Below are 20,132 nucleotides of genomic sequence, written 5' to 3'. Positions count from 1 at the left end.
CCATGCAGGATGAATTGTACATGGCGCGCGCGCTGAAGCTTGCTGCGCGCGGACGTTTCACTACTCACCCAAATCCCAACGTCGGATGCGTGATTGTTAAGGATGGGGAGATCGTCGGTGAAGGATATCATCACCGCGCGGGCGAGCCGCATGCCGAAGTCCATGCCCTGCGCATGGCCGGAGAAAAAGCGCAAGGGGCAACCGCCTACGTGACGCTTGAGCCCTGCAGTCATCATGGGCGTACGCCGCCGTGCTGCGATGCGTTGATTGCGGCGGGCGTAGCACGCGTTGTTGCCGCGATGCAGGATCCCAATCCGCAGGTAGCAGGTCGTGGCCTCTATCGCTTGCAGCAGGCGGGCATTGACGTCAGCCACGGGTTGATGATGAGCGAGGTTGAGCAGCTTAATAAAGGCTTTCTCAAGCGCATGCGTACAGGTTTCCCATATCTGCAGCTTAAGCTTGGCGCATCGCTCGATGGTCGTACGGCGATGGCCAGCGGGGAAAGCCAGTGGATCACCTCGCCGCAGGCGCGCCGCGATGTGCAACGGCTGCGCGCGCAAAGCCATGCCATTTTAACCAGCAGCGCGACGGTACTGGCCGACGATCCTCAGCTTACCGTGCGCTGGTCGGAGCTTGGGGAGTCAACTCAGGCGAGTTACCCGCAGGAAAATCTGCGCCAGCCGATCCGCATTGTCCTTGATAGCCAGAATCAGGTCACGCCGGAGCACCGTATTGTGCAACAGCCGGGAGAAACCTGGATTATCCGAACGAAAGACGATACCCGCAGTTGGCCGGAGTCAGTTCGCAGTATTAAGGTACCGGAACATAACGGGCATCTGGATTTGGTCGTGTTGATGATGCAACTGGGCAAACAGCAAATTAACAGTATTTGGGTGGAAGCTGGCCCAACGCTTGCGGGCGCGTTATTACAGGCCGGTTTGGTGGATGAGCTAATCGTGTATGTTGCGCCTAAACTGTTAGGCAGTGATGCGCGAGGATTATGTGTGCTGCCAGGGCTTGAGAAACTGGCCGACGCCCCCCATTTCAAATTCAACGAGATACGCCAGGTGGGCCCGGACGTTTGCCTGCATTTAACCACTGCGTGAGGCTTTCTGAATTAGAGGAAGCAGCGCCCAGAATATTATGATAAAATCCGCCCCCCTTACGGGGCCATAAATCGAACCCGAAGGAAGAATATGAACATTATTGAAGCTAACGTTGCTACTCCGGACGCTCGCGTCGCCATCACCATTGCGCGTTTCAACAACTTTATCAATGATAGCCTGCTGGAAGGTGCGATCGACGCCCTGAAACGTATTGGCCAGGTTAAAGATGAAAACATTACCGTCGTTTGGGTTCCAGGCGCATATGAGCTGCCGCTGGCGGCTGACGCACTGGCGAAAACCGGTAAATACGATGCTGTGATTGCGCTCGGTACAGTGATCCGTGGTGGTACCGCGCACTTCGAATATGTGGCTGGCGGTGCAAGCAATGGCCTGGCGCATGTCGCTCAGGACAGTGGCATTCCGGTAGCCTTCGGTGTTCTGACCACCGAAAGTATTGAACAAGCCATCGAACGTGCTGGCACGAAAGCCGGCAACAAAGGCGCAGAAGCTGCACTGACTGCGCTTGAAATGATTAATGTATTGAAAGCCATTAAGGCCTGATTTTTGTAAGGGGAAATCCGTGAAACCTGCTGCTCGTCGCCGCGCCCGTGAGTGTGCCGTCCAGGCGCTCTACTCCTGGCAGTTGTCCCAGAACGACATCGCTGATGTTGAATACCAGTTCCTGGCGGAACAGGACGTTAAAGATGTCGACGTTCTGTATTTCCGTGAACTGCTGTCCGGGGTGGCGACTAACAGCGCGTACCTGGATGGATTAATGAAGCCTTACCTGTCTCGTCTGCTGGAAGAGCTGGGTCAGGTTGAAAAAGCCGTACTGCGTATTGCGCTGTTTGAACTGTCTAAGCGTAGCGATGTGCCGTACAAAGTGGCCATCAACGAAGCGATTGAACTGGCGAAAACCTTCGGTGCCGAAGACAGCCATAAATTCGTTAACGGCGTACTGGATAAAGCAGCACCTGTGATTCGCCCCAACAAAAAGTAATCCCGAGGCCGGCGGAGAGTGGAACGTGTTTCCGCTGTCCCCGGCTTTTTCTTTTTTTCTGCTGAGGCATAACGTATGGCATGCGGCGAATTTTCCCTGATTGCCCGTTATTTTGATCGCGTAAGAACGTCTCGTCTTGATGTCGAAACCGGTATTGGCGACGATTGCGCACTCCTGAACATCCCTGAAAAACAGACATTGGCGATCAGTACCGATACGCTGGTGGCAGGCAATCACTTCCTCCCCGACATTGATCCTACCGATCTGGCCTGGAAAGCCCTGGCGGTGAATTTGAGCGATCTGGCGGCGATGGGTGCCGATCCTGCGTGGTTGACGCTGGCACTGACGTTACCTGACGTTGATGAAGCCTGGCTTGAAGCTTTCAGCGATGGCCTGTTTGAACTCCTTAATTACTACGATATGCAGCTGATTGGCGGTGATACCACGCGTGGACCGCTGTCGATGACGTTGGGTATTCATGGCTACGTTCCCGTTGGGCGTGCTTTAAAACGTTCCGGGGCAAAACCGGGAGACTGGATTTATGTGACCGGCACGCCGGGCGATAGTGCGGCGGGGCTGGCGATTTTGCAGGACCGCTTGCAGGTGACTGATCCAAAAGACGCGGAGTATCTACTGCAACGCCATCTGCGCCCAACCCCGCGTATTTTACAGGGACAAGCTCTGCGCGATCTGGCCAGTGCGGCTATCGATCTTTCCGACGGCCTGATTTCCGATCTGGGGCATATCGTCAATGCCAGCGGCTGCGGCGCACGGGTTAACGTCGACGCGCTGCCTTATTCCACGGCATTCGCCCAACACGTTGAGCCGGAACAGGCGCTGCGCTGGGCGCTCTCGGGTGGTGAAGATTATGAGTTATGCTTTACCGTACCGGAAATCAACCGTGGCGCGCTGGACGTCGCGCTGGCACACCTCGGGACCTCGTTTACCTGCATCGGTCAGATGAGTGCGGATGTAGAAGGCGTTCACTTTACGCGCGATGGAAAACCCGTCACGTTCGACTGGAAAGGATATGACCATTTTGCCGCGCCTTAAAAAAGATGTCGCCAAAAGCCGCCTGAGTATGCGTAATCCGTGGCACCTGTTGGCCACCGGTTTTGGTAGCGGGCTGAGTCCAATTATTCCTGGCACCATGGGATCGCTGGCGGCGATCCCTTTTTGGTATTTAATGACATTTCTGCCATGGCAGCTGTATTCGCTGGTGGTCATGCTATCTATCTGTATCGGCGTTTATCTGTGTCATCAAACGGCGAAAGACATGGGCGTGCACGATCACGGCAGCATTGTCTGGGACGAATTTGTCGGCATGTGGATAACTCTGATGGCGCTACCGACCCTCGACTGGCAATGGGTTGCCGCCGGATTTGTGATTTTCCGTATTCTGGATATGTGGAAACCGTGGCCAATTCGTTGGTTCGATCGCAATGTGCATGGCGGGACGGGGATCATGATCGACGATATTGTCGCCGGGATACTCTCTGCCGGAATTTTGTATTTTATCGGCCATCACTGGCCGATAGGTATCATTTAACGGGTTTGCCGGATGGCGGCGTAAACGCCTTATCCGGCTTACAATCTACAATCGCGCTTATTTAAATCCCACCACCGGATGCTGTTTGTACGGTGTTTCCAGCTCGGCAATTTGCTCCGGCTTCAGCGTTAAATCCACCGCATTGAGCAATTCATCCAATTGCTCCTCGCGCGATGTGCCAATAATGGGCGCAGCCACACCTGGTTTGCTCAGCAGCCATGCCAGCGCGACCTGCGCCCGCGTAACGCCCAGTTCCTCACTGATGCCAGCCAGCCGCGCGGCAATTTGCGCGTCGTTTTCATCGCTCTCGTTATATAAATTTTTACCGACTTCATCGGAAACCAGACGTGCGGTCGTTTCTCCCCACGGGCGGGTCAGGCGACCACGCGCCAGCGGACTCCACGGGATCACCGCGACACCTTCCTGATAGCAGAGCGGCAGCATTTCGCGTTCTTCTTCGCGGTAGATCAGGTTGTAGTGATCCTGCATGCTGACGAACTGCGCCCAGCCGTGTTGCTTCTGTAAGGCCAGCGCCTGAGCAAACTGCGAAGCGTGCATCGACGAGGCACCGATATAGCGAGCTTTACCGGCTTTTACTACGTCGTTGAGGGCTTCCAGCGTTTCCTCGATTGGCGTGTTGTAATCCCAGCGGTGAATTTGCAGGATATCTACATAGTCCATGCCCAGGCGTCTGAGGCTGTCGTCGATTGAGCGCAGGATTTGTGCACGGGATAAGCCTTCCGGCAGATCGTCAACCTGATGGAACACTTTTGTCGCCACCACCACCTCATCACGACGGGCGAAATCACGCAGCGCGCGGCCGACAATCTCTTCGCTGCTGCCAGCGGAGTAGCTGTTGGCGGTATCGAAAAAGTTAATGCCGCCTTCAAGGGCGTGTTTGATTATCGGGCGGCTGCTCTCTTCAGGCAGTGTCCAGGCGTGATTACCGCGATTGGGTTCGCCAAACGTCATGCAGCCCAGGCAAAGGCGGGAGACCCGGAGGTCGGTTTTTCCTAAAGTGTTGTATTGCATTCATTCGCTCCTGCTTAGCGTGTTATTCATTAAGCATAGCAGGAGCGGGGAGGGGATTATGCCAGCCAGGCCTTGATTTTGGCCTCAATGCCAGCGGCATCAAGACCCAGATCGGCGCGAGCCTCATCCTGAGTGCCTTGCGGGATGAAGAAGTCAGGCAGGCCAATGTTCAGCACCGGAACGGGCTTGCGATGGGCCATCAGCACTTCGTTTACGCCACTGCCTGCGCCGCCCATAATGGCGTTTTCTTCAATGGTAACCAGCACGTCGTGTTGGGCTGCCATTTCGAGGATCAACGTCTCATCCAGCGGTTTCACAAAGCGCATGTCGACCAGCGTGGCGTTCAACGACTCTGCGACCTGAGCGGCTTCCGGCATCAGGGTACCAAAGTTAAGAATTGCCACTTTTTCCCCGTGACGCTTCACGATGCCTTTACCGATTGGCAGCTGTTCCAGCGGCGTCAGCTCGACGCCCACCGCATTACCGCGTGGATAGCGCACGACCGATGGCCCGTTGTTGTAGTGATAGCCGGTAAACAACATCTGGCGGCATTCGTTCTCATCGCTCGGGGTCATGATGACCATTTCCGGGATGCAGCGCAGGAAGGAGAGATCGAACGCCCCCTGGTGGGTTTGCCCATCAGCGCCAACAATACCAGCCCGGTCAACGGCGAACAGGACCGGCAGTTTCTGGATGGCCACATCATGCAGCACCTGATCGTAGGCGCGTTGCAGGAAGGTAGAGTAAATAGCCACGACCGGCTTGTAGCCGCCAATCGCCAGACCTGCTGCAAAGGTCACTGCGTGCTGCTCGGCAATCGCCACATCGAAGTAGCGGTCCGGGAACTTACGTGAGAATTCCACCATACCGGAGCCTTCGCGCATCGCCGGGGTGATCGCCATCAGCTTATTGTCTTTCGCTGCGGTCTCACACAACCAGTCCCCGAAGATTTTTGAATAGCTTGGCAGGCCGCCGCTGCTTTTCGGCAGACAGCCGCTGGATGGATCGAATTTGGGTACAGCATGGAATGTGATCGGGTCTTTTTCCGCTGGCTCATAGCCACGACCTTTTTTGGTCATGATGTGCAGGAACTGTGGACCTTTAAGATCGCGCATGTTCTTCAGCGTGGTGATAAGTCCCAGCACGTCGTGCCCATCCACCGGGCCGATATAGTTAAAGCCCAGCTCTTCAAACAGCGTGCCCGGCACGACCATGCCTTTAATGTGTTCTTCGGTACGTTTGAGCAGTTCTTTAATCGGTGGTACGCCGGAGAAGACTTTCTTCCCGCCTTCGCGCAGCGAGGAGTAAAGTTTGCCAGAGAGCAGTTGCGCCAGGTGATTATTCAGCGCACCGACGTTCTCTGAAATCGACATTTCGTTGTCGTTGAGGATAACCAGCATATCGGGCTTAATATCACCCGCATGGTTCATCGCTTCAAACGCCATCCCGGCGGTGATAGCGCCGTCGCCAATCACACAAACGGTACGACGATCTTTGCCTTCTTTCTCGGCGGCAACCGCAATACCAATGCCAGCGCTAATAGACGTTGAAGAGTGCCCAACGCTCAGTACGTCATACTCGCTCTCACCGCGCCACGGGAACGGATGTAAACCGCCTTTCTGACGAATGGTGCCGATTTTATCGCGGCGTCCGGTCAGAATTTTGTGCGGATAAGCCTGATGTCCCACATCCCAGATTAACTGGTCAAACGGGGTGTTATAGACGTAATGCAGCGCGACGGTAAGTTCCACCGTGCCCAGACCAGAGGCGAAGTGCCCGCTGGAACGGCTCACGCTGTCGAGCAAATAGCGGCGCAGTTCGTCGCAAAGCTTTGGCAGGCTCTCTTTTGGCAGTAGGCGTAACTCCTGGGTGGAGTCGACCAGCGCCAGGGTCGGGTATTTGGCTATATCAAAACTCATCGCAAGCTCATGGGATATGTTGGTTTATTTATCACGCTGGATTATGTAGTCCGCTAGCGCTTCCAGTGCCGAGGTATCGAGTGACTGCGCAGCCAGCAAATTTAGCGACTGGCGGGCATCCTCGATTAAATCCCGGGCTTTATTCCGGGCTTGCTCAAGACCCAGAAGTGCAGGATAGGTACTTTTGCCAAGCTGCTGGTCAGCACCCTGACGTTTACCCAATGTTGCAGTATCGCCTACCACATCCAGTATGTCATCCTGAACCTGGAAGGCCAGACCGATGCTTTCTGCGTATTTGTCGAGAATTGGCAGGCATTCTCGCCCTTTATCGCCTGCGCTTAATGCCCCCAGACGCACGGCGGCGCGAATCAACGCCCCGGTTTTATGGCGGTGAATACGCTCCAGCGCATCCAGCGCAACCTGCTGACCTTCCGCTTCCAGATCCAGCGCCTGGCCACCGCACATACCAGCGATACCGCTGGCCTGGGCCAGTTCAGAGATCATCGCGATGCGGTCCCGGTCGGTGACTTCTGGCATGGGCGCGTCGCTGATAATGGAAAACGCCAGCGTTTGCAGCGCATCTCCGGCCAGGATCGCGTTTGCCTCGCCAAATTTTACGTGGCAGGTTGGCAGACCGCGGCGCAGGTCATCGTCGTCCATCGCGGGTAAATCATCATGCATCAGCGAATAGGCATGGATGCACTCGACGGCGGCAGCGGGAGCATCAAGCGTACTCAGGCTGACGCCAAACATCTGACCGGTCGCATACACCAGGAATGGGCGCAGACGTTTACCGCCTAATAATGCGCCATATTGCATGGTTTCGACCACGGGAGTGTTCTGAAAGGGCAGTGGCGCGATAAAACGGCTCAGTGCCTGGTTGGCCTGCTCAACGCAAGCCTGTAGCTGCTGCGTAAAATCCATTTACTCATTATCCGGTGTAAAAGGCGTAAGGGCGGCGTCTTCGGTATCTGACAGCAGGATTTGTACGCGCTGTTCAGCCTGTTGCAATTTGACTTGTCCCTGACGCGCCAGCTGTACGCCACGTTCGAATTCGTTCAGCGCTTCTTCCAGCGGCAGGTCGCCGCTTTCCAGGCGGGTAACAATCTGTTCCAGCTCGCTCAGCGCTGTTTCAAAACTGGCTGGCGCTTCATTTTTCTTCGGCATAATGAATGTCTGACTCTCTGTATTGGCAGCACAAGACTATGGTAACGGACTCGCACTGATAAGCAAATAACGCGCAATGGTAAGGCGATGTGCACAGGATGACCATGATAGTGGTATACTTGCGCGCCTGGATGCAGCCGCAGGGTATGGGCTGCTGTATTTTTTTCCATTACAAGTCATTCAGACTTGCCAAAGAACCATTGCCGCCATGAAGTTTATCATTAAATTGTTCCCAGAAATCACCATCAAAAGCCAATCTGTGCGTTTGCGCTTTATAAAAATTCTGACAGGGAACATTCGTAACGTTTTAAAGCACTACGATGAAGATCTTGCCGTTGTCCGTCACTGGGATCACGTTGAGGTTCGCGCTAAAGATGAAAGCCAGCGCCTGGATATTCGCGACGCGCTGACCCGTATTCCGGGTATTCACCATATTCTCGAAGTAGAAGACGTGCCGTTTACCGACATGCACGATATTTTCGAGAAAGCGCTGGTGCAGTATCGCGATCAACTGGAAGGAAAAACCTTCTGTGTACGTGTTAAGCGTCGCGGTAAGCATGAGTTTAGCTCCATTGAGGTGGAACGTTATGTTGGCGGCGGGTTGAACCAGCATATTGAATCCGCGCGCGTGAAGCTGACGAAACCGGATGTTACGGTAAATCTTGAAATCGAAAATGATCGTCTGCTGCTGGTTAAAGGCCGCTATGAAGGTATTGGCGGTTTCCCGATTGGTACGCAGGAAGACGTCCTGTCGCTGATCTCCGGTGGTTTCGACTCCGGGGTGTCCAGCTACATGCTGATGCGTCGCGGCTGCCGCGTACACTATTGCTTCTTTAACCTCGGCGGCGCCGCTCATGAAATCGGCGTTCGTCAGGTGGCGCATTATCTGTGGAACCGCTACGGTAGCTCGCATCGCGTGCGTTTTGTCGCGATCAACTTTGAGCCGGTGGTGGGTGAGATCCTGGAGAAAGTCGACGACGGCCAGATGGGCGTGGTCCTCAAACGTATGATGGTACGCGCGGCGTCGAAAGTCGCTGAGCGCTACGGCGTACAGGCACTGGTAACCGGTGAAGCGTTGGGCCAGGTATCCAGCCAGACGCTGACCAACCTGCGCCTGATTGATAACGTTTCGGATACCCTGATCCTGCGCCCGCTTATCTCTCATGATAAAGAGCACATCATCAACCTGGCGCGTGAAATCGGTACCGAGGACTTTGCGCGTACCATGCCGGAATACTGCGGCGTAATTTCAAAAAGCCCAACGGTGAAGGCGATTAAAGCGAAGATTGAGGCCGAAGAAGAAAACTTCGATTTCTCTATCCTCGATAAAGTGGTCGAAGAAGCGAACAATATTGATATTCGCGATATCGCCCAGCAGACTCAGCAGACCGTGGTGGAAGTGGAAACCGTGAGTGGTTTCGGCTCAAACGACGTGATTCTGGATATCCGTTCTGTGGATGAACAGGATGACAAACCGCTGAAGGTGGAAGGTGTGGACGTGGTTTCACTGCCGTTCTACAAGCTGAGCACCAAATTCGGCGATTTAGACCAGAGTAAAACCTGGCTGCTGTGGTGTGAACGCGGGGTGATGAGCCGCCTGCAGGCGCTGTATCTACGCGAGCAGGGCTTTGAAAACGTGAAGGTGTATCGCCCGTAGTTCCTTTGCCGGATGGCGCTGCCGCTTATCCGGCCTACAGACTGTACCATTTTGTAGGCCGGATAAGATGTTTTCGCCGCCATCCGGCAATCATTCTTACTCGTAGTAGTTATAAATTCCCGCCGCAATTACCAGCTGTGACGCCACTTCATGAGCCTTTTCGCGGCTTACCAGTAGATCAATGATTTTTAGACCGAAATCGATGGACGTTCCCGGTCCCTGGCTGGTCAGCAGGTTGACGCGCGGATCCCACACGACACGCTTGTCTTGCCATTGTTCTGCGGGGATTTTGTCTTTCAACGCCGGGAAACCCGTCATATTTCCGATGGGGAAGATATCGTGTGGGACAAGTACGGTGGCAGCAGCGGCGCAAATGGCTGCGACAATACGTCCGGAACGATGAAACTGCTTCACGGTTTCGATAAGCAGAGGGCTGTCGCGAAAACACTCCGCGCCTTTAATTCCGCCGGGCAATACGATGATGTCGAAATCGCCGTCAGCAACTTCAACCAACGGTGCGTCAGCCAGCAGTTTCACTCCGCGTGAGCACACAATCGTCAGGCCGCCATCGCTGGCGACGCTTGCAGTAGTGACCTTAATTCCGCCGCGAACCAGCAGATCGATAGTGGTGACTGCTTCGGTCTCTTCACTACCAGGGGCGAGACAAACCAGTGCTTGAGCGCTCATACTCACTTTCCTTTCTCTTTACCATTTCAAACAGGTGGGCATTTTCCGGGACGGCGATGCCGTGCGCGCGGGCGCGTTTTAACAGGTAACCGGTAATATAGTCGATCTCTGTATGACGCATGGCACGAATATCCTGCAGCATTGATGAGATATTTTCTGCCGTACTGTCAATGACTTGCTCGACATAATAGCGTAAATCATCCGCTGATGTGTGGTGGCCTTCGCGTTCAATAACCGCTGCTACTTCTTCACAGATTAGCGCTATTTTTTCCGGATGCTGACGCAGTTCGCCGTTTGGGCAGTCCCATAATGCGGTCAGCGGATTAATAACGCAGTTTACGGCCAGTTTGCGCCACAGTTCGGCGCGAATATTATTATGCCAGGCGACATCCGGTAGTACTTCTTGCAGTGTTTCAGCCAGATAGCTGAAATCACCGTCCTGCTCACGCGCCGGACCGATGCGCGTTGTGCCCTGAGCGACATGAATGATGACATTTCCGTCGCGACGTGCCGCGTGGGTGGTGGTGCCCATCAGCAGAGGCTGTTTAATGTTTTGCAGCTCTTCTATCGTCCCCATACCGTTGTGAATCAGCAAAATGGGGGTAGTTTCAGGCAGAATTGCGGCCAGACCTTTTACCGCATCAGAAACCTGCCAGGCTTTAAGTGTAACCAGTAACAGGTCGCTTTTTGCCAAAAAGTCGGGGTCGTTTGCCGTCAGGGATTCATTAAAAACTGATCCATCCGTGTCGATCAGGTTCACGCTGCAGTAGGGCTGTGGCACGCGTAGCCACCCTTGCACCTCATGTCCATGTTTGCACAGCGTGGTAAGCCACAGCTGTCCTAACGCTCCGCATCCCAGTACGGTAATTTTCATTCTTCCTCCTCACCTGCAACAGCACCAGGTGTTAATCCATATCGGCCGTACCCCTTTATTGTTCGCAGGTATCAGTTCCGCGTACAATTAAAGGATACAGCCTAGTATAGCGCTGTCTGTTGAGTAACTTTGCAGGTATTATGCTTTGCATCAAAAATGAAGGGAGAGGAAAAGATGCCATCTTTCGATATTGTCTCTGAAGTTGATCTTCAGGAAGCCCGTAACGCGGTAGAAAACGCTAGCCGCGAAGTAGAGTCACGCTTTGATTTTCGTGGCGTTGAAGCGACTTTTGAGCTGAATGAGTCAAATAAGACGATTAAGGTGCTGAGCGAGTCTGATTTCCAGGTCAATCAACTGCTGGATATTTTGCGTGCCAAGCTACTGAAACGCGGTATTGAAGGCACGTCGCTGGACGTACCGGAAACCTTCGTGCACAGCGGTAAAACCTGGTTTGTGGAAGCGAAGCTGAAGCAGGGCATCGAAAGCGCGGTGCAAAAGAAAATCGTTAAGCTGATTAAAGACAGCAAACTGAAGGTGCAGGCGCAGATTCAGGGTGAAGAAATCCGTGTAACCGGTAAAGCACGTGACGATCTGCAATCCGTCATGGCGTTGGTTCGTGGGGGCGACCTCGGCCAGCCGTTCCAGTTTAAGAACTTCCGCGATTAAGTCGTAATGCCCGCTTATCCGGCCTACAGGTAGCACACGCTATTTGTAGGCCGGATAAGACGTCGCCTCCTGCAATCTTCACGCCTGACTTATCGCCTGCTCAACTTCGAATCGATTGGTCACTTTGCTGTCGATTTTTACGTAAGCCGAATGCTCTTGCGCCACAATTAATACTTCGCTTATCCCTTCTTTAGCCAGAAGACGCTGCTTCAGGGTGTCATCCGCGGCAATCTCCGGTGGGATTTCCACGCGCAGGCTGCTAACGTACGGCGGTTCTTTCATTGTGCTGGCCACCAACAACCACACTGCCGCCAGAAGTGCGCCGGCCAGGAATACCGTCTGACCATCAAACATGTCGACTACCCAACCGCCCAGCGAGCCGCCAATTGCCACGCCAAGAAACTGGCTGGTGGAGTAAACGCCCATCGCCGTACCTTTATAGCCCGCCGGAGATTCTTTACTGATAAGCGAGGGGAGTAGGGCTTCCATCAGGTTGAAGGCGAGGAAGAATATCTGTACGCCCGCAATCAGCCCCCAAAAACGAATGTTTGCGCTCCACAATACAATTTCGGCGACAAGAATCAGTAACACGCAGGCGAGGAACACGCGTTTCATCCGGCGTTTCACTTCGGCGTAAATGATGAACGGCACCACGGAAACAAAGGACAGCAGCATCGTCACCAGATAAATTTTCCAGTGTTCGGCGGCGGGGAAGCCCGCTTTCGCCAACTGACCTGGCAAGGCGACGAAAGTGGACATCAGTAAAATGTGCAGACACATGATGCCGAAGTTGAGCTTCAGCAGTTTTGGTTCCGCCAGCACTTTGCTGAAGCTGCCTTTTACCATGCCTGATTCGCGGTTCAGTACGTGGGTCGTGCTATTGGGAACGACCCAAATAGTCAGCACGATACCTGTGGTCGCAAGGCCCGCGATCATCCAGAACAGCGCGTGTAGCCCCAGCGCGTGGGTAACGATCGGCCCCAGTACCATCGCAATGGCGAAGGTGATACCAAAGCTGACGCCAATAAACGCCATTGCTTTGGTTCGGTTTTGCTCGCGGGTTAAGTCGGACAACAGCGCCATGACGGCGGCGGCAATCGCACCAGAACCCTGGAGGGCCCGACCGAGAATAATTCCCCAGATTGAATCTGAGAGGGCGGCAATCACGCTACCGACAACAAATACCGCCAGTCCGCCGATAATTAGCGGCTTACGGCCGATGCGGTCTGAAAGCAGACCAAAGGGGATCTGGAAGATGGCTTGCGCCAGGCCATAAATACCGATAGCAAGTCCGATCAATGCTTCGCTGGCACCCTGTAGTGCCATACCATACGTGGTCAGAACCGGCAGGACCATAAACATGCCAAGCATGCGCAACGAAAATACGGTCCCTAAACCCCAGGTGGCGCGCAACTCACCGGGCGTCATTTTGTAATCGTTCATTCCCACCTCTGTATTAATTTCGCGCCTAGTGTAAAGCGGGAAGAGGGCCGGGTAAATATGCGCTTCATTAACAAATGTTGTGAGTGTGAGGAGAGGGGGGAAGCAAAACAACAAATAAAAAAGGGTGCCAGAGCACCCTTTTCATATAAGCAGATTCTTACCAGACGTAAGTCAGCAGGTTCTGCGAGTTTGGCACCATAAAGTCGACGGACATCATCACGGAAAGTGCGGTAATGGCGATGATGGAGAAGCCGAACAGCTTGCGCGCCCAGACTCTGTCATCTTCCACTTTATAACCGCGCAGCGCCATGCCCAACCACCAGACGCTCACCGCCGCAGCAACAATCAGGTATTTATAACCTGCATAGCCGCCCAGGGTTAGCATCAGCGTGGCGATAGCAAACGCCACGATATACAGCGTGATATGGTTCTTCGCGACCGAAATGCCTTTTACCACCGGCAGTACCGGGATATTGGCAGCCTGATAATCCTTAAAGCGGAAAATCGCAATCGCGTAAGAGTGCGGCATTTGCCACAGGCTGAAAATAGCCAGCAGAATCAGCGCACCGCTATCGAACTCACCAGTTACGGCGCAGTAGCCAATCACCGGCGGCGCAGCGCCGGAGAGTGAGCCAATCAGCGTCCCGTAAACGGAATGGCGCTTCATATACAGGCTATAGACGCCCACATATACCACGAAGCCCATCACCCCCAGCCAGCAGGCCAGAGGGTTGGCGCCAAACCACAGCAGCATAAAGCCAGCAATACCCAGCAAGGTGGCGTATACCAGCGAGACGGCAGGAGAAATCAGACCTTTAACCAGCACGCGGTTTTTGGTCCTCTCCATCTTCCTGTCGATATCCCTGTCGATATAGTTGTTAAATACACAACCCGACGCCACAACCAGTGACACCCCAACCAGCGTGTAGATAAACAGGGGATAGTCGATGCTGCCTTTCGAGGCCAGCAGGAACCCCCCAATCACCGAGATCAGGTTGCCAAAGATGATGCCTGGTTTCGTAACTTGCAGGTATTGCTTAAACATCATAATCGCCGCTCTTAGTGCATCATCATGTTGTAGTTAAGGTTCCACATAATCCAGATGGAGCCCACAACCAGAATGGCGATGATTAGCACAGTAAAGACAAAGGCCGTCATGTTCCAACCTTCATCAGATTTGCTATTCATGTGCAGGAAGCACACCAGGTGCACCAGAATCTGTACCACTGCCATTGCCAGAATAGTTCCCAGAATGACGGCCGGAGAGGCAGAACCTGTCATTACCATCCAGAACGGAATGACCGTCAGGATGATCGACAGGATAAAACCTGTCATGTAGGTTTTTACGCTGCCATGGGATGCGCCGCCGCTCTCGTTAGAATGACTCATTACATCGCCCCCATCAGATAAACAACAGTGAACACACAGATCCACACCACATCCAGGAAGTGCCAGAACAGGCTCAGGCACATGATGCGGGTACGGTTAGTACTGGTCAGGCCGCGACGGGCAACTTGCACCATCAGCACCGCCATCCAGATAAGACCGGAGGTGACGTGCAGACCGTGCGTGCCGACCAGCGCGAAGAACGCAGACAGGAAGCCGCTGCGATCCGGGCCCATACCGTTAACAATCAGGTGATGGAATTCATAGAGTTCCATCCCGATGAATCCGGCACCGAACAAGAAAGTCAACGCCAGCCAGGAGATGACCTGGCTCTTGTTGTTCTTATACATGGCGATCGCCGCCATGCCATAGGTAATGGAGCTAAATAACAGCAGGAATGTTTCAACCAGAACGAACGGCAGTTCAAAAATGTCCTTACCTGTCGGGCCACCTGCGGTGCCGTTCACCAGAACGGCATAGGTTGCAAACAGAATTGAGAACAGAATGCAGTCGCTCATCAGGTAGACCCAGAATCCGAAGATCTTGGTCTGGCCTGCATCGTGGTGCCCGTGTTCGTGCGCGTGGGCAGTCGCGTGCGTTAAAGTATCAGTTGCCATTTTTCAGCCCTGCCTTAGTAATCTCATCGAAATGCTGGTTTTCCAGTTTTTCGACTTCCGGGACCGGCACATAGTAATCCACGTCTTCATCAAAGCTTTTCACAATCCAGCTGATGATCATGCCTGCGAAGCTTGCAATCGCCAGCCACCAGATATGCCAGATCATGGCGAAACCAAACAGTGTTGCGAAGGCGGTAATGACGATACCGGCACCGCTGTTCTTCGGCATATGAATCTCTTCATAGTGCGCAGGCTGCTTGTACGCTTCACCTTTTTCTTTCATTTCCCAGAAGGCATCACGCTCGTGAACGTGCGGCACAACGGCAAAGTTATAGAACGGAGGCGGGGAAGAGGTTGCCCACTCCAGCGTACGACCACCCCATGGGTCACCGGTCAGGTCACGGTTCTGCTCGCGGTCGCGAATAGACACGTACATCTGAATGAACTGGCACAGGATACCCAGTGCAATCAGCGCGGCGCCACAGGCGGCAACAACCAGCATCGGATGGAACTGCGGGTCAATCTGCTGGCTGAGGCGACGGGTCATACCCATAAAGCCCAGCACGTACAGCGGCATAAATGCCACGAAGAAGCCGATGATCCAGAACCAGAAGGCGCGTTTACCCCAGGTCTCGTTCAGCGTGAAGCCAAACGCTTTTGGCCACCAGTAGGTCATACCCGCGAAGCAACCAAATACCACGCCGCCGATGATAACGTTATGGAAGTGCGCAATCAGGAACAGACTGTTGTGCAGTACGAAGTCGGCACCCGGAACCGCCAGCAGTACGCCGGTCATGCCGCCGACTGAGAAGGTGACGATAAAGCCAATCGTCCACAGCATTGCTGAGTGGAATACGATACGGCCCTGATACATGGTGAACAGCCAGTTGAAGATCTTCACCCCGGTCGGGATGGCGATAATCATGGTGGTAATACCGAAGAAGGCGTTTACGTTTGCGCCTGCACCCATGGTGAAGAAGTGGTGCAGCCAAACAATGAACGACAGAACGGTGATACACACGGTTGCCCACACCAGCGAGGTGTAACCAAACAGACGCTTACGCGAGAAGGTTGCTGCGACTTCGGAGAATACCCCGAATACTGGCAGGATCAGAATGTACACTTCCGGATGGCCCCATGCCCAAATCAGGTTGATGTACATCATCATGTTGCCGCCCATATCGTTGGTAAAGAAATGGGTGCCCAGATAGCGATCCAGGGTCAGCAACGCGACGGTAACCGTCAGAATTGGGAACGAAGCGATAATCAGGATGTTCGCGCACAGAGATGCCCAGCTAAATACCGGCATCTTGAACATGGTCATTCCTGGCGCACGCATCTTAATGATGGTCACAAAGAAGTTGATACCGGTCAGGGTTGTACCAATACCGGACAACTGGACGGCCCATATCCAATAATCGACCCCGACGCTTGGACTGTACTCTATCCCCGAAAGAGGCGGATACGCCAGCCAACCGGTCTGCGCGAATTCACCGACGCCCAGAGACAGGTTAACCAGGATTACGCCAACAACGGTGAACCAGAAGCTCAGGTTGTTCAGGAACGGGAATGCAACGTCACGCGCGCCAATCTGCAGTGGAACCACGAGGTTCATCAGACCGATAACAAATGGCATTGCCACGAAGAAGATCATAATCACGCCGTGAGCCGTGAAGATCTGGTCGTAGTGGTGAGGTGGCAGGAAACCCGCTTCACCTGCAGAAGCCAGCGCTTGCTGACTACGCATCATTACGGCATCGGCAAAGCCACGAATCAACATCACGATTGCGACGATGACATACATGATGCCAAGGCGTTTGTGGTCAACCGAAGTCAGCCACTCTTTCCACAGGTAGGTCCACTTACCGAAGTAAGTGATAAGGCCGAGTAAGGCCGCACCACCGATGATAATGGCAGCGATCGTAACCATGACGATTGGTTCATGGAACGGAACTGCATCAAGTGTCAATTTTCCGAACATCGTATTCTTCTCAACCCCTTGAGTTGGCGGATTCCGCGTGGCTCATGTCCATGCCTTCCATACCTTCGTGTGCGCTGTGCTCACCTTCTGGTTGGGTCATGTCCATGCTCTTACCGTGAGCCATAAATTTGTTAATAACATCTTTAAACAAATCAGGTTTCACGTTGGAGAAGTATTCCACCTGGTTGTATTCGCTTGGCACAGCCACTTTTTCGAACGCTGCCATGTCGTTCATGGTGTTCGGAGACTGTTTAGCTTTAGCAACCCATTGGTCGAATTCGGCGCGGTCCTTTGTTGCAATAGCCTTGAATTTCATACCGGAGAAGCCTGGTCCGCTATAGCTTGCGGAGATACCATCATAAGTACCGACTTCGTTGGCGATCAGATGCAGTCGAGTCTGCATACCGGCCATGGCATAAATCTGGCTACCCAGACGTGGGATAAAGAAGGAGTTCATCACGGAGTTGGACGTCACTTTGAATTCGACCGGAGTATTCGCCGGGAAGGCGATTTCATTCACGGTAGCGATACCCTGTTCCGGATAGATGAAGAACCATTTCCAGTCCATGGAAACCACTTCGATGGTAATGGGCTTCTCGTCATGCGCCAGCGGTTTGCTTGGCTCAAGAGCGTGAGTGGTTTTCCAGGTCAGCACAGCAAGGAAAATGATGATTAAGATCGGCACCGTCCAGACCACAGCTTCCACTTTATTGGAGTGTGACCAGTTCGGGCTGTACTTCGCATCTTTATTGCTTGCACGATACTTCCAGGCAAAACCAACAGCCATCAAGATGGCAGGAATAACGACGATCAACATCAGGCCAAATGCCGTCAGTATCAATGAACGTTGTTCCAGTCCAATCTGTCCTTTAGGGTCAAGCAGCGCAGAATTACAGCCACTGAGTAACGCAGTGCCTGCAATTAATGACAACCATCCCAAACTTTTATTGTATTTCCTGAGTCTCATTTAACGACCTCAATTCCACGGGACCGGGTGGCGTTTAAAGTGTGAGGTCATTTTACGGGAAGGTTACATTACTGTAAACATCATTGGGTCTGTGTTACTGGGTTCTGCCGAGCGTGTCACATATGTTGCAATATATGTCGGGTTGGCTTTAAGAACCTGTTGCAACATCACGTTATAACGAAAGCAGGCGGGCGAGGGACATGCAGAGGGCAATTGGTATAACCAATACGAAAATAAAACAATTAATTAACAATTGATTATCAATAAAAAGACAATTTAAGAACAAATAATAAATTTCTCATGGCTGAATCGAGTAAGGAAAATAGCATGTATAAAAAGCGTCAATAATTTCCAAATTCTATGGCGCACAAAATAACAAATAATATTTTTATCAGTTGTTGTTTATTTAGCCGTTATAATTACGCAGGGTGATTACAACGGCAAAATATGCTCGTCATACTTCAAGCTACGGGTGTGTTGGCTTTCCTCGCTCACCCCAGTTACTTACTTATGTAAGCTCCTGGGGATTTGCTGCGTCGCCGCCTTCCCGTAACTCGAATTATTTAGAGCATAAATATGCAACATCACGCCAGACGGGTTTTTCGCAATGCCAGATAATCCAGCAATCCGCCGAATACCACTCCGCAGACCGCGACTACCACCGAGACTTCAAGCAGTTCCGGCAGGAAGGAGAAATTGGTGTAGTCCAGTGCATTCAGGGTCAGCAACAATAGCCAAACTGCCAGCAAACAGCAGCCCACGACCAGCGTCATTAATGCCAGACCGTACGCACCACGAAATTCCGTGCGCGGAATAAAGCTTTCATTTTGCCAGCTATGTTCCAGCGTCTGACGGCAAACCAGCAGCAGCAGGAGTCCGGGCAGTGCGGCAAACACGGAGAACAGATAAAACGTTGGCCACCCGTGCGCTTCGACAAACCAACCCGCTACCGGACCTACGTACACGCGGCCAACCGCTGAAAGCGCGGAGAGCAGGGCGAACTGAGTCGCTGAGAAGGACTTATTGCATAGCGTCATTAATAAGGCGACAAACGCCGCGGTGCCCATCCCGCCACACAGGTTTTCAAAGAAAACGGCGGCGGCCATACTGAACATGTGTTTGTCAGTGACGGACAGCAGCCAGTAACCTGCGTTTGATGCCCCTTGCAGAATACCGAAAATCAACAATGCGCGGAACAGCGAGAGACGCTGCATCAGGATCCCGCCGTACAGCGCGCCAACTATGGTTGCCAGCAGCCCCAGCGTTTTATTCACCACGCCGACTTCACCCGCATCAAATCCAACACCGCGGATTAAAAAAGTGGTGGTCAGACTCATCGCGAAGGCATCACCGAGTTTATACAGCACGATCAGGAGCAGAATCAGCCAGGCATTGTTCCGGCCAAAAAAGTCTCGCAGCGGAGCCGCAACTGCCTGTTCCAGCGATTTAGGCACCGGAATAGCATCTGTCGGTTCTGGCGCTAATAGGGTCGCGATGATGCAAGGGATCAGCAGCGCCGCCATCAGCCAATACATTCCCTGCCAGCCGAGCCAGCGGTCGGCCATCCACAGGGCCAGCCCACCGGAAACCAGCATCCCTAAACGGTAACCAAGCACGCTGATTGCTGCACCTGCACCACGCTCTTCGGTGGGCAATACGTCGGTTTTCCAGGCGTCAAAGACGATATCCTGCGATGCCGAACAAAACGCGATCACCACCGCCAGCGCGGCCATCCAGCGTAGCTGCGTACCCGGCTCCAGAAAGCCCATCGCGGCGATAGAAATCAATAGCAGTACCTGGGTCGCCAGTAGCCAACCGCGACGTCGGCCCAAAAACGGCGGCGTATAGCGGTCCATCAATGGAGACCAGAGGAACTTAAATACGTAGGCCTGGCCGACCAGAGAAAAGAAACCGATGGTTTTAAGATCGATATTCTCGACCGTCATCCACGCCTGGAGCGTGCCGGATGTCAGTGCGAGCGGTAATCCGGAGGCGAACCCCAAAATGAGCAGGATAGCTGAACGTGGTTGCTGAAAAATACGTAAGTAATGACTGGACATGGGCTTCTATAGGCCCGACGA

20 protein-coding genes are annotated in these 20,132 nt (G+C 53.3%); 7 read left to right on the top strand and 13 right to left on the bottom strand.

Annotation, left to right across the window (positions count from 1 at the left end; genetic code table 11):
- Nucleotides 1-2: 2 nt before the first annotated feature.
- The 5 genes from ribD to pgpA all read left to right on the top strand — a co-directional run bounded on the left by ribD (nucleotide 3) and on the right by pgpA (nucleotide 3,655).
- Nucleotides 3-1,106 (top strand): bifunctional diaminohydroxyphosphoribosylaminopyrimidine deaminase/5-amino-6-(5-phosphoribosylamino)uracil reductase RibD, encoded by a 1,104-nt coding sequence (gene ribD / locus FDX14_RS03590; RefSeq protein ID WP_061381555.1) that lies wholly within the window; start codon nucleotides 3-5, stop codon nucleotides 1,104-1,106.
- A 90-nt stretch (nucleotides 1,107-1,196) separates the two neighbouring features.
- The gene (ribH, locus tag FDX14_RS03585) at nucleotides 1,197-1,667 is read left to right on the top strand and encodes a 6,7-dimethyl-8-ribityllumazine synthase (protein ID WP_003021575.1); all 471 of its coding nucleotides are present in this window, start codon (nucleotides 1,197-1,199) and stop codon (nucleotides 1,665-1,667) included.
- 19 nt (nucleotides 1,668-1,686) lie between these two features.
- Nucleotides 1,687-2,106: a transcription antitermination factor NusB gene (gene nusB / locus FDX14_RS03580; protein WP_000801129.1), complete on the top strand. Its 420-nt coding sequence runs from the start codon at nucleotides 1,687-1,689 to the stop codon at nucleotides 2,104-2,106.
- 75 nt (nucleotides 2,107-2,181) lie between these two features.
- Nucleotides 2,182-3,159, top strand: a complete 978-nt coding sequence (gene thiL / locus FDX14_RS03575; protein WP_061381556.1) for a thiamine-phosphate kinase — start codon at nucleotides 2,182-2,184, stop codon at nucleotides 3,157-3,159.
- Nucleotides 3,137-3,655 (top strand): phosphatidylglycerophosphatase A, encoded by a 519-nt coding sequence (gene pgpA, locus FDX14_RS03570; RefSeq protein ID WP_042310116.1) that lies wholly within the window; start codon nucleotides 3,137-3,139, stop codon nucleotides 3,653-3,655. Before thiL ends, pgpA begins: the two co-directional genes overlap by 23 nt.
- 57 nt (nucleotides 3,656-3,712) lie before the next feature.
- Here the strand turns inward: pgpA and yajO are convergent, their stop codons facing one another.
- From yajO to xseB, 4 genes are read right to left on the bottom strand one after another with little or no spacing between them, the layout of a single operon-like run.
- Entirely contained in the window at nucleotides 3,713-4,687 is a 975-nt protein-coding gene (yajO, locus tag FDX14_RS03565) for a 1-deoxyxylulose-5-phosphate synthase YajO (RefSeq protein ID WP_137349002.1), read from the bottom strand.
- Between the two features lie 56 nt (nucleotides 4,688-4,743).
- The gene (dxs, locus tag FDX14_RS03560) at nucleotides 4,744-6,606 is read right to left on the bottom strand and encodes a 1-deoxy-D-xylulose-5-phosphate synthase (RefSeq protein ID WP_137349001.1); all 1,863 of its coding nucleotides are present in this window, start codon (nucleotides 6,604-6,606) and stop codon (nucleotides 4,744-4,746) included.
- A 24-nt stretch (nucleotides 6,607-6,630) separates the two neighbouring features.
- Entirely contained in the window at nucleotides 6,631-7,530 is a 900-nt protein-coding gene (gene ispA, locus FDX14_RS03555; RefSeq protein ID WP_137349000.1) for a (2E,6E)-farnesyl diphosphate synthase, read from the bottom strand.
- On the bottom strand, nucleotides 7,531-7,773 hold the full coding sequence (gene xseB / locus FDX14_RS03550) for an exodeoxyribonuclease VII small subunit (protein WP_038638224.1): 243 nt from the start codon (nucleotides 7,771-7,773) through the stop codon (nucleotides 7,531-7,533). It lies immediately after the preceding gene.
- A 208-nt stretch (nucleotides 7,774-7,981) separates the two neighbouring features.
- Here xseB and thiI point away from each other — a divergent pair, with 208 nt between their 5' ends.
- Nucleotides 7,982-9,430 (top strand): tRNA uracil 4-sulfurtransferase ThiI, encoded by a 1,449-nt coding sequence (thiI, locus tag FDX14_RS03545; protein ID WP_038638226.1) that lies wholly within the window; start codon nucleotides 7,982-7,984, stop codon nucleotides 9,428-9,430.
- A gap of 96 nt (nucleotides 9,431-9,526) precedes the next feature.
- Here thiI and yajL read toward each other — a convergent pair whose 3' ends face one another.
- Nucleotides 9,527-10,117 (bottom strand): protein deglycase YajL, encoded by a 591-nt coding sequence (yajL, locus tag FDX14_RS03535; protein WP_079225226.1) that lies wholly within the window; start codon nucleotides 10,115-10,117, stop codon nucleotides 9,527-9,529.
- Complete coding sequence (gene panE / locus FDX14_RS03530) at nucleotides 10,080-10,991, bottom strand: 2-dehydropantoate 2-reductase (RefSeq protein WP_038638233.1); 912 nt, start codon at nucleotides 10,989-10,991, stop codon at nucleotides 10,080-10,082. Before panE ends, yajL begins: the two co-directional genes overlap by 38 nt.
- A 174-nt stretch (nucleotides 10,992-11,165) precedes the next feature.
- Here panE and FDX14_RS03525 point away from each other — a divergent pair, with 174 nt between their 5' ends.
- Entirely contained in the window at nucleotides 11,166-11,657 is a 492-nt protein-coding gene (locus FDX14_RS03525; protein ID WP_038638234.1) for a YajQ family cyclic di-GMP-binding protein, read from the top strand.
- Between the two features lie 78 nt (nucleotides 11,658-11,735).
- Here the strand turns inward: FDX14_RS03525 and FDX14_RS03520 are convergent, their stop codons facing one another.
- The 7 genes from FDX14_RS03520 to ampG all read right to left on the bottom strand — a co-directional run bounded on the left by FDX14_RS03520 (nucleotide 11,736) and on the right by ampG (nucleotide 20,111).
- Entirely contained in the window at nucleotides 11,736-13,100 is a 1,365-nt protein-coding gene (locus FDX14_RS03520) for an MFS transporter (RefSeq protein WP_137348998.1), read from the bottom strand.
- 157 nt (nucleotides 13,101-13,257) lie between these two features.
- The gene (cyoE, locus tag FDX14_RS03515; RefSeq protein ID WP_003831005.1) at nucleotides 13,258-14,148 is read right to left on the bottom strand and encodes a heme o synthase; all 891 of its coding nucleotides are present in this window, start codon (nucleotides 14,146-14,148) and stop codon (nucleotides 13,258-13,260) included.
- A gap of 11 nt (nucleotides 14,149-14,159) precedes the next feature.
- Nucleotides 14,160-14,489: a cytochrome o ubiquinol oxidase subunit IV gene (locus tag FDX14_RS03510; protein WP_003831006.1), complete on the bottom strand. Its 330-nt coding sequence runs from the start codon at nucleotides 14,487-14,489 to the stop codon at nucleotides 14,160-14,162.
- The gene (locus tag FDX14_RS03505; RefSeq protein ID WP_003831007.1) at nucleotides 14,489-15,103 is read right to left on the bottom strand and encodes a cytochrome o ubiquinol oxidase subunit III; all 615 of its coding nucleotides are present in this window, start codon (nucleotides 15,101-15,103) and stop codon (nucleotides 14,489-14,491) included. Before FDX14_RS03505 ends, FDX14_RS03510 begins: the two co-directional genes overlap by 1 nt.
- The gene (gene cyoB / locus FDX14_RS03500) at nucleotides 15,093-17,084 is read right to left on the bottom strand and encodes a cytochrome o ubiquinol oxidase subunit I (RefSeq protein ID WP_042310102.1); all 1,992 of its coding nucleotides are present in this window, start codon (nucleotides 17,082-17,084) and stop codon (nucleotides 15,093-15,095) included. Before cyoB ends, FDX14_RS03505 begins: the two co-directional genes overlap by 11 nt.
- Nucleotides 17,085-17,094: 10 nt before the next feature.
- Nucleotides 17,095-18,051: a cytochrome o ubiquinol oxidase subunit II gene (cyoA, locus tag FDX14_RS03495; RefSeq protein ID WP_042310101.1), complete on the bottom strand. Its 957-nt coding sequence runs from the start codon at nucleotides 18,049-18,051 to the stop codon at nucleotides 17,095-17,097.
- Nucleotides 18,052-18,635: 584 nt separating this feature from the next.
- Nucleotides 18,636-20,111 carry a muropeptide MFS transporter AmpG gene (gene ampG, locus FDX14_RS03490; RefSeq protein ID WP_061381560.1) on the bottom strand — a complete coding sequence of 492 codons (1,476 nt, stop codon included), beginning with the start codon at nucleotides 20,109-20,111 and terminating at the stop codon, nucleotides 18,636-18,638.
- Between the last annotated feature and the right edge of the window lie 21 nt (nucleotides 20,112-20,132).

This window comes from Citrobacter sp. wls710, assembly GCF_005281115.1.
GTDB classification, from domain to species: Bacteria; Pseudomonadota; Gammaproteobacteria; order Enterobacterales; family Enterobacteriaceae; genus Citrobacter; species Citrobacter werkmanii.
Note: the sequence above shows the minus strand (reverse complement) of the source record. Positions and strands in the feature narration are given on the sequence as shown.

Bases quoted from the DNA above. Each gene is read 5' to 3' on its own strand.
- FDX14_RS03510 (WP_003831006.1), bottom strand. From the start codon at position 14,489: ATGAGTCATTCTAACGAGAGCGGCGGCGCATCCCATGGCAGCGTAAAA.
- ispA (WP_137349000.1), bottom strand. From the start codon at position 7,530: ATGGATTTTACGCAGCAGCTACAGGCTTGCGTTGAGCAGGCCAACCAG.
- ribH (WP_003021575.1), top strand. From the start codon at position 1,197: ATGAACATTATTGAAGCTAACGTTGCTACTCCGGACGCTCGCGTCGCC.
- yajO (WP_137349002.1), bottom strand. From the start codon at position 4,687: ATGCAATACAACACTTTAGGAAAAACCGACCTCCGGGTCTCCCGCCTT.
- xseB (WP_038638224.1), bottom strand. From the start codon at position 7,773: ATGCCGAAGAAAAATGAAGCGCCAGCCAGTTTTGAAACAGCGCTGAGC.
- thiI (WP_038638226.1), top strand. From the start codon at position 7,982: ATGAAGTTTATCATTAAATTGTTCCCAGAAATCACCATCAAAAGCCAA.
- cyoB (WP_042310102.1), bottom strand. From the start codon at position 17,084: ATGTTCGGAAAATTGACACTTGATGCAGTTCCGTTCCATGAACCAATC.
- FDX14_RS03520 (WP_137348998.1), bottom strand. From the start codon at position 13,100: ATGAACGATTACAAAATGACGCCCGGTGAGTTGCGCGCCACCTGGGGT.
- ribD (WP_061381555.1), top strand. From the start codon at position 3: ATGCAGGATGAATTGTACATGGCGCGCGCGCTGAAGCTTGCTGCGCGC.
- FDX14_RS03525 (WP_038638234.1), top strand. From the start codon at position 11,166: ATGCCATCTTTCGATATTGTCTCTGAAGTTGATCTTCAGGAAGCCCGT.
- dxs (WP_137349001.1), bottom strand. From the start codon at position 6,606: ATGAGTTTTGATATAGCCAAATACCCGACCCTGGCGCTGGTCGACTCC.
- pgpA (WP_042310116.1), top strand. From the start codon at position 3,137: ATGACCATTTTGCCGCGCCTTAAAAAAGATGTCGCCAAAAGCCGCCTG.
- yajL (WP_079225226.1), bottom strand. From the start codon at position 10,117: ATGAGCGCTCAAGCACTGGTTTGTCTCGCCCCTGGTAGTGAAGAGACC.
- thiL (WP_061381556.1), top strand. From the start codon at position 2,182: ATGGCATGCGGCGAATTTTCCCTGATTGCCCGTTATTTTGATCGCGTA.
- cyoA (WP_042310101.1), bottom strand. From the start codon at position 18,051: ATGAGACTCAGGAAATACAATAAAAGTTTGGGATGGTTGTCATTAATT.
- cyoE (WP_003831005.1), bottom strand. From the start codon at position 14,148: ATGATGTTTAAGCAATACCTGCAAGTTACGAAACCAGGCATCATCTTT.
- FDX14_RS03505 (WP_003831007.1), bottom strand. From the start codon at position 15,103: ATGGCAACTGATACTTTAACGCACGCGACTGCCCACGCGCACGAACAC.
- ampG (WP_061381560.1), bottom strand. From the start codon at position 20,111: ATGTCCAGTCATTACTTACGTATTTTTCAGCAACCACGTTCAGCTATC.
- panE (WP_038638233.1), bottom strand. From the start codon at position 10,991: ATGAAAATTACCGTACTGGGATGCGGAGCGTTAGGACAGCTGTGGCTT.